13 protein-coding genes are annotated in these 14,396 nt (G+C 65.8%); 8 read left to right on the top strand and 5 right to left on the bottom strand.

Annotated features, from left to right (window positions below; all coding sequences use genetic code 11):
* The first annotated feature begins 6 nt into the window (after positions 1 to 6).
* The 3 genes from SCA01S_RS02730 (at position 7) to SCA01S_RS02720 (ending at position 3,415) form a co-directional block, all read left to right on the top strand.
* Entirely contained in the window at positions 7 to 1,434 is a 1,428-nt protein-coding gene (locus SCA01S_RS02730) for an FGGY-family carbohydrate kinase (protein WP_157088838.1), read from the top strand.
* Positions 1,435 to 1,469: 35 nt separating this feature from the next.
* A complete protein-coding gene (gene rhaT, locus SCA01S_RS02725) occupies positions 1,470 to 2,534 on the top strand; it encodes an L-rhamnose/proton symporter RhaT (RefSeq protein ID WP_062782601.1) in 1,065 nt (354 codons plus the stop codon).
* A gap of 92 nt (positions 2,535 to 2,626) precedes the next feature.
* On the top strand, positions 2,627 to 3,415 hold the full coding sequence (locus SCA01S_RS02720) for a DeoR/GlpR family DNA-binding transcription regulator (protein ID WP_062783011.1): 789 nt from the start codon (positions 2,627 to 2,629) through the stop codon (positions 3,413 to 3,415).
* Positions 3,416 to 3,422: 7 nt separating this feature from the next.
* Here the strand turns inward: SCA01S_RS02720 and SCA01S_RS02715 are convergent, their stop codons facing one another.
* From SCA01S_RS02715 to ahpC, 5 genes are all read right to left on the bottom strand, one after another.
* Positions 3,423 to 3,824: a c-type cytochrome gene (locus SCA01S_RS02715; protein ID WP_062782598.1), complete on the bottom strand. Its 402-nt coding sequence runs from the start codon at positions 3,822 to 3,824 to the stop codon at positions 3,423 to 3,425.
* 113 nt (positions 3,825 to 3,937) lie between these two features.
* The gene (locus SCA01S_RS02710) at positions 3,938 to 4,420 is read right to left on the bottom strand and encodes a MarR family winged helix-turn-helix transcriptional regulator (protein WP_022677022.1); all 483 of its coding nucleotides are present in this window, start codon (positions 4,418 to 4,420) and stop codon (positions 3,938 to 3,940) included.
* Positions 4,421 to 4,538: 118 nt separating this feature from the next.
* Positions 4,539 to 6,011 carry a helicase HerA domain-containing protein gene (locus SCA01S_RS02705; RefSeq protein WP_062782595.1) on the bottom strand — a complete coding sequence of 491 codons (1,473 nt, stop codon included), beginning with the start codon at positions 6,009 to 6,011 and terminating at the stop codon, positions 4,539 to 4,541.
* A gap of 241 nt (positions 6,012 to 6,252) precedes the next feature.
* Entirely contained in the window at positions 6,253 to 7,803 is a 1,551-nt protein-coding gene (gene ahpF / locus SCA01S_RS02700; protein ID WP_218016382.1) for an alkyl hydroperoxide reductase subunit F, read from the bottom strand.
* 205 nt (positions 7,804 to 8,008) lie between these two features.
* On the bottom strand, positions 8,009 to 8,572 hold the full coding sequence (ahpC, locus tag SCA01S_RS02695; protein ID WP_062782590.1) for an alkyl hydroperoxide reductase subunit C: 564 nt from the start codon (positions 8,570 to 8,572) through the stop codon (positions 8,009 to 8,011).
* Positions 8,573 to 9,066: 494 nt separating this feature from the next.
* On the opposite strand from ahpC, the gene SCA01S_RS02690 reads away from it, so the two are divergent.
* The 5 genes from SCA01S_RS02690 (at position 9,067) to SCA01S_RS02670 (ending at position 14,347) form a co-directional block, all read left to right on the top strand.
* Complete coding sequence (locus tag SCA01S_RS02690) at positions 9,067 to 10,224, top strand: HlyD family secretion protein (protein WP_084390734.1); 1,158 nt, start codon at positions 9,067 to 9,069, stop codon at positions 10,222 to 10,224.
* Positions 10,224 to 11,831, top strand: coding sequence for an MDR family MFS transporter (locus SCA01S_RS02685; RefSeq protein WP_022677017.1), 1,608 nt, complete (start codon positions 10,224 to 10,226; stop codon positions 11,829 to 11,831). The genes SCA01S_RS02690 and SCA01S_RS02685 overlap by 1 nt, the downstream gene beginning before the upstream one ends.
* A gap of 20 nt (positions 11,832 to 11,851) precedes the next feature.
* A complete protein-coding gene (locus tag SCA01S_RS02680; protein WP_084390733.1) occupies positions 11,852 to 13,291 on the top strand; it encodes an efflux transporter outer membrane subunit in 1,440 nt (479 codons plus the stop codon).
* 113 nt (positions 13,292 to 13,404) lie between these two features.
* Positions 13,405 to 13,674: a hypothetical protein gene (locus tag SCA01S_RS02675; protein ID WP_062782587.1), complete on the top strand. Its 270-nt coding sequence runs from the start codon at positions 13,405 to 13,407 to the stop codon at positions 13,672 to 13,674.
* Positions 13,628 to 14,347, top strand: a complete 720-nt coding sequence (locus SCA01S_RS02670) for a TetR/AcrR family transcriptional regulator (protein WP_233251100.1) — start codon at positions 13,628 to 13,630, stop codon at positions 14,345 to 14,347. Before SCA01S_RS02675 ends, SCA01S_RS02670 begins: the two co-directional genes overlap by 47 nt.
* Positions 14,348 to 14,396: the final 49 nt, after the last annotated feature.

Here is a 14,396-nt window from a genome sequence, read left to right as displayed (position 1 = left end):
AGTGGCTTGGCACGGGGCAGCATCATCGTCATCGATCTGGGCAAGACGCTCAGCAAGGTCAGCCTGTGGCGCCCCGATGGCACGCTGCTCGATCGCAAGGTGCGGCCCAACGCCCCGATCGAGATCGACGGGCTACGCCGGCTCGATGCGCAAGGCATCGGCGAATGGCTGATCGGCGCCTTGCGCGAATTTGCCGCATTCCCGCTCGATGCGCCGATCGACACGATCGTGCCAGTGGGACACGGCGCGGGCGTGGTTGGCGTGGCGCAGGGCGCGCTGGCGTTTCCCCCGCTCGATTACGAACAGCCGATCCCCGACGATGTGATGGCCGCCTATCGAGCGCAGCGCGATGCCTTTGCCATCACCGGCTCCCCCGCCCTGCCCGATGGCCTCAACCTGGGCAGCCAGTTGTTCTGGCTCGAACAGCTCTATCCCGCCGCCTTTGCTGCCGGTGGCCCCACCCGCGCCACGCTGATGCCATGGGCGCAATATTGGGCGTGGTTCCTGACCGGTACGGCCACGAGCGAAGTGTCGAGCCTGGGCTGCCATTCCGATGTTTGGAGCCCCGCCCAAGGCACGTTAGCGCCCATGGCGGCGCGGCGCGGCTGGGCCGATCAGTTTGCCCCGGTGGTGCCCGCATCGGCGCAAGTCGGCTTGCTCTCTCCGCGCCTGGCACGCGCGACCGGGCTGCCTGCCACCACGCGGGTGCTTGCCGGGCTGCACGATTCCAATGCCGCGCTGATGGCCGCGCGCGGCTTTGACCAGTTGGCCGGACAGGATGCCACGATCCTGTCCACCGGCACCTGGTTCATCGCCATGCGCCTGGCGCGCGGGGCATTTGATCTTGCCGCCCTGCCCGAAGCGCGCGATTGCCTGGTCAATGTCGACGTGTTTGGCCAGCCCGTGCCCTCTGCCCGGTTCATGGGGGGGCGCGAGATCGAAAGCCTGATCGAGATCGACACGCGCCGGGTCGATATCAAACCCGATCAGCCCGCGCTGCTCGCCGCCGTGCCCGATATCCTGCGCGACGGCACGATGATCCTGCCCACGCTGTGCCGTGGCTTTGGCCCGCTGCCCCATGGCACGTTTGGCTGGATCGGCCAGCCGCGCGACTGGTACGGCCGCCGCGCTGCCGCGTGCCTCTATGCTGCACTGGTTGCCGATATCTCGCTCGGCCTGATCGGCGCCAGGGGCCACCTTCTGGTCGAAGGCCGCTTTGCCGAGGCAGAGGTATTCGTCCGCGCGCTGGCGGCACTGCGCCCAGACCTGGCGGTCTATACCGCCAATGCCCACAACGACGTGTCGTTCGGCGCGCTGCGCCTGATCGATCCCACGCTCAAGCCACAGGGTGAACTGGTCCCGGTCGCGCCGCTGGAAGGCGATATCGCCGCCTATCGCGCCGCCTGGCACGCCGCCATTTCCCAACCGGCCTGACACCACGATAAGAAACACGAGAGGAAGCAACGACGATGGGCGGAAATCCGGCACTGGGCGTGCTGTTTCACTGGCTGGGGGGCTTTTCCTCGGCCAGTTTCTATGTGCCGTACAAGCGGATCAGCCGCTGGTCGTGGGAGGTGTTCTGGCTGGCGGGCGGGCTGTTCTCGTGGGCGATCGCGCCTTGGCTGTTTGCCTCGCTGCGCACGCATGATCTGCTTGGCGTGCTCGCCGCCGCGCCGCGCCAGACTTTGCTGTGGTGTTGGTTCTGGGGCGCGATGTGGGGCTTTGGCGGGCTGACCTTTGGCCTCACCATGCGCTATCTTGGCCTGTCGCTGGGCATGGCCGTGGCGCTGGGCCTCACCACCGTGATCGGCACGATGGGCCCGCCGATCTTCCACGGCACGCTGGGTGATATTGCCGCCACCACCAGCGGCAAGCTGACGCTGCTGGGCATTGCCATCACGCTCATCGGCATCGTCGTCGTCGCCCGCGCGGGCAGCGCCAAGCAGCGTGACCTGGGCGGCACCGCCAGTGTGGGCGTGGCCGAATTCGACCTCAAGAAAGGCATCCTGATCGCGATCTTTTCCGGTGTCATGTCCGGTTGCTTTGCCTGGGGCCTTGATGCCGGGCAGCCGATCCGCGATCTGACCCTCGCCGCTGGCACCGATCCGCTCAGCCAGGGGCTGCCAGTGCTGTGTGTCGTGCTCGCTGGCGGGCTGACCACCAACCTAGTCTGGTGCCTGATCCTGATCGCGCGCAACCGCAGCGCCGGGCAGTTCCTGGGCGCGGCCAGTGACGGCACCGGGCGCGCACCGCTGTTGCGCAACTATGCCCTCGCCGCGCTGGGCGGCACGCTGTGGTATGGTCAGTTCTTCTTCTACACCATGGGCGAAAGCCAGATGGGCAAGTACGGCTTCTCATCATGGACCCTGCACATGGCCTCGATCATCCTGTTTTCCACGCTGTGGGGCTTTGCCCTCAAGGAATGGCAGGGCACCAGTGCACGCACCCGCACCATCGTGTGGAGCGGCATCGCCCTGCTGGTCGGCGCCACCGTGGTGATCGGCGCGGGCAACATGCTGCAGGCCGCCACATGACGCGCGCGCGATGCGCGAAGATGATGGCTTTTGAGCGCGCGGGCGGGCATAAGCCGTGGTTTGCCGGGATTGAGAAGGGACGAGCCAAGGCCATGCATGCAGCGGAACGCGAACGGTTGATCGTCGAAGCGATCGGCCCCACGGGTTTCGTGAGCTATCGCGATCTCGAGGCGATGCTCGATGCCTCTCCCGCCACGATCCGGCGTGATCTGTCGCGCCTGGAAAGCGAGGGGCGCATCGTGCGCGTGCATGGCGGCGCGCGTCTGGCTGATGGCGCCGAGGCGCCTGCCCGCCCGGTCGGCTTTCACCTGTCGGGCACGCCGTTCGAACAGGCCATTACGGAAAACCTTGCGGCCAAGCAGGCGATCGGCCGGGCAGCCGCGTCGCTATGCCAGCCCGGCGAAGGCATCATGCTCGATGGCGGTACCACCACCTTGCAGATGTGCCCGCATCTGGCCGGGCTCGATCTCCAGGTGCTGACCAACTCGCTCTATATCGTCAACGCGCTGCTGCCGCAGCCCGGCACGCGCATCCTGGTGCCATCGGGCGCGGTGTTTCGCGAACAGAACATCATCCTGGCCGCGGCGGGCGAGGAATCGATGCCACGCTTTCATGCGCCCAAGCTGTTCATGGGCGCAGCGTCGGTGGGCGCGGCCGGCGTCATGCAGGCCGATGTCGTGCTGGTGGCAGCAGAACGCCGCCTGATCGACCGCGCCGAACAGGTGATCCTGCTGGTCGACAGCAGCAAGTTCACCACCCGTTCGGGCACGATCGTGTGCGGGCTGGACGAGGTTGACACCCTCATCACCGACGCCGGCATTCCCGCCGCCGCCGCCGCCGCAATACGCGACGCCGGCGTGCAACTGGTGATTGCCGAATAGACCGGTGTTACTTGGTCGCCTGTTGCAGATAGGCGATCACGTCTGCGCGGTCTTTGGCATCGGGCAGACCGGCAAAGGCCATCTTGGTGCCCTTCACATAGGTGGTCGGGCTCTTGAGATAGGTGTTGAGCGTATCGGGCGTCCACGTCACGCCGCTGCTCTTCATCGCATCGGAATAGGCATAGCCCGGCAGCGAGCCAGCCTTCCGCCCGATCACGCCCTTGAGCGAGGGGCCAAGCCGCGTCGCCCCGGTGTTGAGATCGTGGCACGCCAGGCAGCGCGCCGCCACGGTACGGCCATGCGCGGGATCACCGCCTTCGGCCGCCGCAGCCGGTGCCACCGTTCCGGCAACCCCGATTGCCAGCCCCAAGGCGCCCAGCGCCACAACAGAAAAACGAGCAAGCTTCATCACGGTCTCCCGGGCGGGCCACATTCCGGCCCGCGTGATTTCAGACCATGTCACACGCTGGCTGACAAGGTGCTGAACGGGCCGTGGCGCACAAGCCGCCGGCGTCCCGGCGGTCACCCTTCCTTGGAAGGGGCGGAAAGATAGACTTTCATCAGGATGCGGAACAGTTCGGACCGCTCGCGCACGGTCAGGCATGCGGTCAATTCGTCTTCATGCGCCACGATCACGCGCCGCGCCTCGGCCAGGGTGATCAAGCCGCTTTCGGTGACCCACAGCCCACCAGCGCGGCGATCGAGCTTCGACGGCTCGTTGACGAGATAGCCGTTGCGCATCAACTGCCGCACGAACTGGTGAACGGTCGGGCGCTCGATCTTGAAAAAGCGCGAAAGGTCGGTTTGCTTCACGCCGGGATTGGCGTTGACCAGCCACAGGATCGCCACCTGCTTGGGCGTGACGCTGAGCGGTTCAAGCTGGCGTTCCAGCCGCGAGACGAACAGTGTGTTCGTTGTGCCGATGTGCAGGCCCAGGACCGAATCCAGCCCATCCAGCGCCAGTTCGGGCGTAACTGATTGACGGGTAAGAACTTCGGACGCCAAAGCGCAACCTTTCAAGACACACTGCGGCACAGAATGTTACCGCATCAAGTCCATTAGGCATACGAACCGTTTTTGCGCAAATGTTTTGCGGCGCAACAGCGCCGAAGCCCACCAAAGGTCAGGCTTCGACCGGTGCCGTCGTCATGCCCAGACCGGGAATACCGATGGAGCGGCGCCCGCCATAATCGGTGCGCACCACGATCAGCCCGCTCTTTTCGAGGTGATCGAGCAGGCGGCGGATGCGCCCCGGGCTCCGCGTGCCATAGATTTCGGCCATGCGCTCGTCATCCGGGCACGGCAACCCTTCGACGGCCGCCACGGCCAGCACCAGGAACGGGGCAAGCAGATCATCCGCCACGCCTTCGGCCAGCTTGAGCGCCGGTTGCCAGCGCGGCTCGCGATCGTCGGGGATGCCGGCCACGGCCATGGCAAAGCGGCGGCGGAACGCGGCCAGGTCGATGCCCACCTGGCCCAGCCGCTGCATGCGGCAGCGCACGGTGAAATCCTGATAGAGCTGCGCCGCAGGCTGGAACGTGCAATCCGGCTCGGCCGCCATTTCCGCCAGGATCGCGGCAATATCGGCAGCGGTTTCCTCGGCGGCAAACAGGCTGGGCTCGACCGGCGGCTCCACCTGCTCGGCGACGGGCACGCTGCTCTCTATCTGCTCCAGCAGTTCGCCGCTTTCGGGCGCGGTTTCTTCCGGCTCTGGCGGCGTGGGCAGCGGATCGAACATCAGCGGCTCTGCCATCAGCAGCGCCTCCATCTCCTCGCCCGCGGCATTGGGCATCGGCATCAGACCATGCACCACGTTGCGCGCGCGCGTTTCCACGTCGGCGATCTTCACCCCCACCGGGCGGCGACAGATCGCCGGGCCCAGCGCCAGGAAATGGCCGCGCTCCAAGTCACGGATCTGCTCGGCCTGGCGCCGCTCCATGCCGAGGAGATCGGCAGCGCGGGCCATATCGATGTCCAGGAAGGTGCGCCCCATCAGGAAGTTGGAGGCTTCGGCCGCGACGTTCTTGGCCAGTTTGGCCAGGCGCTGCGTGGCGATGATCCCGGCCAGCCCGCGCTTGCGGCCACGGCACATCAGGTTGGTCATTGCCGCCAGCGACAGGCGGCGCACATCGTCGGCCACATCACCGGCGGCGGCAGGCGCAAACATCTGCGCTTCGTCCACCACCACCAGCGCGGGATACCACTGGTCGCGCGGGGCATCGAACAGGGTGTTCATGAACACGGCGGCGCAGCGCATCTGCGCTTCCAGCTCCAGCCCGTCGAGCGCCAGGATAACCGAAGCGCGATGCTGGCGGATGCGTGCGGCCAGCTTGACGATCTCGGTGCCGTCATAGGCCGATCCATCGACCACGACATGGCCAAACGGTTCGGCCAGGCTGACGAAATCGCCTTCCGGGTCGATCACCACCTGCTGCACCACGCTGGCGCTCTGCTCCAGGATCCGGCGCAGCAGGTGCGACTTGCCCGAGCCGCTGTTGCCCTGCACCAGAAGGCGCGTGGCCAGCAGTTCCTCAACATCGATGCGGACGGAGGCGCCCGACCGGTCGTCGGCGCCGATGACGATGGTTGCGCTCACGCCTCGCTCTTAGCGCGCAGGGCCGTGGCGGCAAGGGGAATGGGGGAAAAGGTTGTCGAAAGCGGGGTGGGCTTGGCCACATTCTCCCCCTCCTCTTCAGAGGAGGGGGGGCGGGGGGTGGTGCGATGCCTAGCGCCAGGTTTCCACCACCCCCAAACCCTCTCCTCTGAAGAAGAGGGGGCTTTTACCCACCCCCTCCCGCAGGCGGGAGGGGGTCGGGGGGAGGGAATGTTATCTGGCCTTAGTGCCGGATCAGATAATCAAACGCCGCCAGCGAGGCCTTGGCGCCCTCGCCCATGGCGATGACGATCTGCTTGAACGGCACCGTGGTGCAGTCACCCGCAGCAAACACGCCGTCGAGGCTGGTGGCATTGTGAGCGTCCACCTCGATCTCGCCACGGTTGGTCATGGCGATGCTACCGCCCAGCCATTCGGTGTTGGGCACCAGGCCGATCTGCACGAAGATACCTTCCAGTTCGACGGTGTGTTCCTCGCCGGTCTCACGGTTCTTGTAGACCAGCGCCGTCACCTTGTGGCCATCGCCCAGCACTTGCGTGGTCATGGCCGAGGTGATGATCGTCACGTTGGGCAGGCTGCGCAGCTTGGTCTGCAATACGGCATCGGCGCGCAGCTGGCTGTCGAACTCGATCAGGGTGACATGGCGGACAAGGCCAGCCAGGTCGATCGCGGCTTCCACGCCCGAATTGCCGCCGCCGATCACGGCGGTGCGCTTGCCCTTGAACAGCGGCCCATCGCAGTGCGGGCAATAAGCCACGCCCTTGTTGCGATATTCCTCTTCGCCGGGCACGCCCATCTGGCGCCAGCGGGCCCCGGTCGACAGGATCACGGTCTTGGCCTTGACGCTCGCGCCGCTGGCCAGTTCGATGTGGTGCAATCCATCGCCATTGGCGGGCTTGAGCTTGACCGCCGCCTGCACGTTCATGACGTCGACTTCATAGTCCTTCACGTGCTGTTCCAGCTGGGCAACCAGCTTGGGCCCTTCGGTGTGCGGCACCGAAATGAAGTTCTCGATGCCCATGGTATCGAGCACCTGGCCACCAAAGCGTTCGGCCACCACGCCGGTGCGGATGCCCTTGCGCGCGGCGTAGATCGCCGCTGCCGCGCCGGCCGGGCCACCGCCGACCACCAGCACGTCGAACGGATCCTTGGCGGCGATCTTTTCCGCCGCGCGGGCCACCGATCCGGTGTCGAGCTTGGCCACGATCTGCGCCAGATCCATGCGGCCCTGGCCGAACTGTTCGCCGTTCAAGTAGACGGTCGGCACGGCCATCACCTTGCGGCGCTCCACCTCGTCCTGGAACAGCGCGCCATCGATCGCCACGTGGGTGATATCGGGGTTGAGCGCGGCCATGATGTTGAGCGCCTGCACCACGTCGGGGCAGTTCTGGCACGAGAGCGAGAAGAACGTCTCGAAATGCAGCGGCCCATCAAGGTTGCGCACCGCGTCGAGCAGTTCGGCATCTTCCTTGGGCGGGTGACCACCCACGTGCAGCAGCGCCAGGATCAGCGAGGTAAATTCGTGGCCCAGCGGCAGGCCGGCAAACACCGCCTGCGCGCGCCCTTCATCCGCGCGAATGGCAAAGCTCGGGCGGCGGGCATCCTGCCCGTCGAGCCGCACCGAAACCTTGTCGCTCAGCGCGGCGATTTCTTCGACCAGGCTGCGGGTGTCGGCAGACTTGGTGCTGTCGTCCAGGCTCGCGACCAGTTCGATCGGGCGGCGCAGGTTGCCAAGCAAGCCCTTGAGCTGGGCAGTGGTGGGGGCGTCAAGAATAGGCATGGCGTGTTTCTCTCAGGCAGGAGGGTGCGTGCCGCGTGGGGCCATGGACGGCCTCACGCCTGGGATGGGCGGAGCGGGCAGACATTTGGGGGCTTTCCCGGCCGATGAAGGCGTCGGCGCCGCGTGGGCGCGCGCAAGGGGCCGGGGTGCCCGGGTCCGGGGCGGGCGCGCTGGCCCGCCCCGGTTCAGGCAGCAAGAATCAGATCTTGCCGACGAGATCGATCGAGGGAGCAAGCGTTTCGGCGCCTTCTTCCCACTTGGCCGGGCAGACCTGGCCGGGGTTTTCGCGCCAGTACTTGGCAGCCTTGATCTTGCGCAGCAGTTCGGTGGCATTACGGCCCACGCCTTCGGGGGTGATTTCCACCAGCTGGATCACGCCATCGGGATCGACCACGAAGGTGCCGCGGTCGGCCAGGCCAACGCCTTCGCGCAGGATGCCGAAGTTGTTGGAGATGGTGTGGTTCTGGTCGCCCAGCATGTAATAGTTGATCTTGCCGATGGCCGGCGAGCTGTCGTGCCAGGCCTTGTGGCTGAAGTGGGTGTCGGTCGACACCGAATAGACTTCCACGCCCAGGCTCTTGAGCTCTTCATACTTGTCGGCAAGGTCTTCCAGCTCGGTCGGGCACACGAAGGTGAAGTCGGCCGGGTAGAAGAAGAACACGGCCCACTTGCCCAGGACGTCAGCATCGCTGACATCGACGAACTTGCCCTGGAGATAGGCAGTGGCCTGGAACGGCTTGAGCTTGGTTCCGACGATCGACATGGGTTCGACTTCCTTGTGGTTGGTCGTGGCTGAAATGAATGCTGGCAAGAGGGGCAAGACACGCCACAGCGCATCAACGCCCCTCGTTGCAGGGCAGCAATTAGGCATGGGCGCCGGCGATTGCCAATGATCAATTCCGCCCAGATTGATTGATCCTTTCGATAAGACGCGTCCAGCGCTGATCGCATCCATGCGTCGTGCCCCGACATGCCCTTTGGACACCCCCGGCGCAGGGAACCAATTGCGCAGCTGCGAATTGCAGCGCGTGCAAGCCTTGGTTCCCGCCCGCCTGAAAGCCCACGCCTGGGCGCTGGCAGCACACGGATTGCCTTAAAAAACCTTTCAAAGCCAATATGTTGACATTTCAGGTTGCAATTTTCGCAAGCTCGCTTCGAAAACTTTCACTTGCAGCCCAAGGCACCGCTCGCCAATTGCGCCAATATTGAACTAAACTGTCTCGTTCCATTTTTACCGATCTGACAGGAAGCCCTCCGATGCCCGCCCCCGACACCGCTGCCGCAACCCCGTCCACCGAACCTGCTGAAGAGACCGCGCCCGCGACCAGCGGCCGCAAGAAGCTGATCGGCCGCATCGCGCTGGGCGTGGCGGCGGTGGGCCTGGTCTATGGCATCTATGCCTTCATCGATTATCGCAACAATGGCCAGTACATCCAGTCGACCGACGATGCCTATGTGAAGGCCGATGGCGTGACCGTCAGCTCCAAGCTGGCCGGCTATGTGCGGCAGATTGGCGTGGCAGATAACCAGCAGGTTCCTGCCGGCGCTTTCCTGGTGCAGATCGACCCAACCGATTACAGCGCCAAGCTGAACCAGGCCGATGCCCAGGTCAGCGTGGCCCGCGCCGCCGAACAGGCGACCTCTGCCGGCATCGCCGAAGCGCAGGCCAGCCTCAACCAGGCCAAGGCCGCCCTCGCCGCTTCGCAGCGCGACCTGGCGTACTACAGCAGCGAAGTGGCGCGCTATGCCCCGCTCGCCGCCAGTGGTGCCGAACCGCGTACCCAGCTCGACCAGCTGACCAGCGCGCGCGACAAGGCCGCGGCCGATGTGCGCGCCAAGCAGGCCATGGTCCAGGCCGCCGCCAGCAAGATCGCCACGACCAAGGCCCAGGTGCAGCAGGCCAGCGCGCAGATCGCCTCTGCCGAAGCCAGCCGCCAGGCCGCTCGCAACGATGTCGGCACCACGCGCATCGTCGCGCCGATCGCCGGCAAGGTCGGCTCCTCGGCCGTGCGCCTTGGCCAATTCGTGCAGCCCGGCCAGCGCCTGCTGACCATCGTGCCGACCCAGGCGATCTATGTGGAAGCCAATTTCAAGGAAACCCAGATCGGCCTGATGCGCCCCGGCCAGCCGGTGACGATGCATGTCGACGCGCTGCCTGACGTCGATTTCCACGGCGTGGTGGATTCGATCACGCCGGGCACGGGGGCGAACTTCTCGCTGATCCCGCCGCAGAACGCGACCGGCAACTTCACCAAGATCGTCCAGCGCGTGCCCGTGCGCATCCGCATCAACGCGGGCGAGGAATCGCGCAAGGTGCTGGTCCCTGGCCTGTCGCTGACGGTCAAGGTTGATACCCGCGCCGCCAAGGGCGCCATCAAGGCGATCCGCGCCGAGCAGGACCAGGGAGCCAAGTAATGGCCGCCGCAACCCTTCCGGCCGAGGCCGGCAACGGGGGTGGCGCGGCAAAGCCAGCGGCTGGTTCCAGCTCTGGCAATGCCGATCTGACCGCCTGGCTGGCCGTGGTGGCCGGGGCCATCGGCGCGCTGATGGCCACGCTCGACATCTCGATCGTCAATTCGGCCCTACCAACCATCCAGGGCGAAATCGGCGCGTCTTCCACCGAAGGCACGTGGATCGCCACCAGCTATCTGGTGGCCGAGATCATCATCATCCCGCTCACCGCCTGGCTGGAACGCGTGTTCGGGCTCAAGCGGTTCCTGCTGATCGCCTCGGTGCTGTTCACCGGCTTTTCCATCGTGTGCGGCCTGTCCACCACGCTGACCATGATGATCGTGGGACGCGTCGGCCAGGGTTTCACCGGCGGGGCAATGATTCCCACCGGGATGACCATCATCGCCACGCGCCTGCCGCGCCACCAGCAACCGGTAGGCACCGCGCTGTTCGGTTCCACGCTGATCCTGGGGCCGGTCATGGGCCCACTGGCCGGCGGCTGGCTGACCGAGAATTTCTCGTGGCACTATGCCTTCTTCATCAACATTCCGATCTGCATCATCCTGATGGTGTTCCTCACGGTTGGCCTGTCCAACACCAAGATGCGCCTTGATGAGTTGCTCAACGCCGATTGGCTGGGCATTCTTGGCCTGGCACTGGGCCTGGGCGGATTGACCGTGGTGCTGGAGGAAGGCAACCGCGAACAGTGGTTTCAATCCACGCTGATCTGGCAACTGACCGGGGTGACCATCGTTGGGTTCATCCTCATCTCGATCGGGCAGCTCTTTGCCAAACGGCCAGTGATCAAGCTCGCACTGTTGCGCAACCGCGCTTTTGCCGCGGTCTTCGTGCTGGGTCTGCTGATCGGTTCGGTGCTCTATGGCACGGCCTATGTCATCCCGCAGTTCCTGGCCGCGATCGCTGGCTACAATGCCTATCAATCAGGGCAGATCGTGTTCCTGTCGGGCATTCCTGCCGCGATGATGATGCCGCTGTTCCCTCTGCTCGTGAAGCGGTTCGACCTGCGCTACGTGGTCTTGACCGGGATGCTGATCATGGCCGGGTCGTGCTGGCTCGATACCACGCTGACAGTCAACTCCGATGGGTCCGACTTTGTCGTGTCGCAGCTGATGCGCGGATTGGGCCAGGCCCTGTCGATGCTGTTCCTCAACCAGGCAGCCATTGCCAGCGTCAAGCCCGACGAAGCCGGTGACGCATCGGGCCTGTTCAACGCGGCGCGCAACCTCGGTGGCTCGATCGCGCTGGCCCTGCTGGCCACCCTGCAGGAACGGCGCGAGGAATTCCACCGCTGGTCAATCCACGAAACCCTGCCGGCCAACAGCCCCAGCGTGCAGGATTGGGTATCGAGCCAGGCTGCCTCGTTTGGTGGCGGGCCCGACGGCCTTTCTGCCGCGCTGCAATCGATCGACGGCATGGTGCTCAAGCAGGCGCTGGTCATGGCCTACACCGATGAGTTCATCGCGCTGATGGTCGGCATTGCTGTCGTCCTGCCGCTCGTTTTCCTTCTCCGGCCCCTGCCCAAGGGCCACCACAACATGGCGATGCACTGATGCAACATTCTTCACGCCCCATGGCTTTCCGCCCCCTGGCCATCGCCCTGCTCGCGTCCGCCGCCCTTGCCGGGTGCACCACGGTTGGCCCCAAGTATGCCGGCGCGCCCGATGCTGCGCCGGGCGCCGCGGCTCGCAGCGCGTTCCTGCGGGGCGACGCTGCCACCACCACCGCCACGGCGCCCTCCGCGCGTTGGTGGGATGCACTCAATGACCCGGTGCTGGGCAGCCTGATCGACAAGGGCCTGGCCAATTCGCCCAATATCGCGGCGGCCAATGCCCGCATCGCCCAGGCGCGCGCCGGCCTTGCCGCCAACAAGACCGCGCTGATCCCCACGCTCAATGTTTCGGGCGCGGTGCCCTATATCAACGTGCCCTCCAACATCCTGGGTGGCAACGATACCGGCCGCACCGACACCACGATCTACAACGTGGGCTTTGACTCGAGCTGGGAACTGGATCTGTTCGGCGGCACCCGCAGCAAGATCACCGCTGCTGGCGCCCGTGCCGAAGCGGCCGAGGCCGGCGCGGATGATGCCCGCGTGACGCTGTCGGCCGAAATCGCCCGCGCCTATGTGTCGCTGCGCGCCAAGCAGGCGGTGCTGGCCCTGCTCGATCAGCAGGCGGCGATCGATGCCCAGCTGGTCAACCTGGCGCAGCAACGGCTGCAAGGCGGCACCGCGCCCGAGCAGCCGCTGGCCCAGGCCCGTGGCCAGGCTTCGCAAACCGAGGGGGACCGCGCCAAGACGCGGGCCGATATCACCGTGCTGATCGATCAGCTGGCCGTGCTGACCGGGCAGGAACCCGGCGCGCTCGATGCCACGCTGACCACGCCGGCGCCGCTGCCGTTGCCGCCGGCCAGCGTGGCCGTGGGCGATCCCGCCAGCCTGCTGCGTAATCGCCCCGATATCCGCATGGCCGAGCGCCAGCTGGCCGCCGCCAATGCCGACATCGGCGCACAGATCGCAGCTGGCCTGCCCAAGATCAGCTTCATGGGCCTGCTGGGCTTGGGTGGCACCAGCATCGGCGATGTGGTCGATCCGTCCAAGATCATCGGCCTGGCCCTGCCGCAGATCCGCTGGAGCCTGTTCGACGGTGGGCGCAACAAGGCACAGGTGGCCAGCAAGCGCCAGGCCTATGCCGAGCAGGAAGCCAATTATCGCAACACCGTGCTGACCGCGCTGCAGGATGCCGAAGGCTCCCTCACCCGCTTTGGCAGCCAGCGCCAGGTCTATGGCAAGGCGCTGGATAGCCAGGCGCAAGCCGCGCGGGCGCAAGCCCTGCAGCAACAGCGGGCCGATGCCGGCACCGTGGCCCGCAGCGACGCCTTGAGCGCGCAACGCCAGCAGGTGCAGGCAGCCCAAGCCACTGCAGCGGCCGCTGCAGAGCTGACCACCGATTTCATCGCCGTGGAAAAGGCGCTTGGCCTGGGGTGGCAGGCACCGGCCCAGGACCGCTGAAATGAGCCAGATCCGTTCCGTTTATAGCGCTTTGCGAACGCCCGAATCTGTGTCAATTTTCCTTCACAAGACGCCGCAAAGGCGTGAGCCACTCGGACAGAGGGTTGGGAAGGATGGATTGGTTTTCGGATATCGGCCGCCGCGTCTGGCTGGCCTATCAGGAAGGGCTGGAAATGACCTGCCCCGCACATCGCGAATGCGTAAAGCGGCCGGGACAGATTGCGGCACGCGACAGTGCATCGGCCTTGCCCGGAACGGCAGCGGAATTTTCGGCGTCGTACACCTTCGTCGCGCAGATCGATGCGGCGACGGCCTCGGGCAACGGGAGTGCGGCCGATGACTCTGCCGCCGCATTCCAGCACGGATCAACCGCCCGCCACTGACGCGCCGGCCACCGACGGCATGGCATCGCCCGCCGCGCCGCGGCGGGGGCGCCCCTCGGTGGCAGAGGCAGAACAGCTTTACGGCAAGATTCTCGACGCCAGTTGGGAGGTTTTGCTGGACAGCGGGCTGGATACCTTCACGTTCGATCGCGTTGCGCGCCATGCCCATATCGGCAAGGCCACGATCTATTCCCGCTTTGCCGGCAAGCGCGAACTGCTGGAAGCGCTGGTGCATCACGCCGTGGCCAAGCGCCGCGATGCCATCGCCGCGCTGCAAAGCGACCGTTCACTCGCAGAAACGTTTAGCCTGCGCGCCGTGGAAACGCTGGAACTGCTCCATTCCCCCGATGGCAAGCTGATGGAACGGCTGATCGACTGGCTCGATACCGAAGCCGGCAGCCCGCAGGGCGGCTATCGCGCGATGGTCTATCGCAACGCGGTCGACAAGATTCGCAGCCTGTTCGAAATGGCGCAGCAGCGGGGCGAGATCGTCATCGACGATTGCGAGAACGCCGCACGGTTCTGGCTCGAAGGCCTGTTAGGCCACTACAAGATGGCCAGTTCCGAAGGCGGGCATGATCGCGCGCAGCACATGCGCTGGGCCGATCGCTATGTCAGCTTCTTCTTTGCCGGGGTGCGCCAGCAAGGATCGCCCGGCGCGCCGCCACGCTGACCGATCGCATCCCGCCCTCGCCCGCCCTCGCCCGGTATCGGCCAGGCGC

Source organism: Novosphingobium capsulatum NBRC 12533 (assembly GCF_001598375.1).
In the GTDB taxonomy this organism is placed as follows: domain Bacteria; phylum Pseudomonadota; class Alphaproteobacteria; order Sphingomonadales; family Sphingomonadaceae; genus Novosphingobium; species Novosphingobium capsulatum.
Note: the sequence above shows the minus strand (reverse complement) of the source record. Positions and strands in the feature narration are given on the sequence as shown.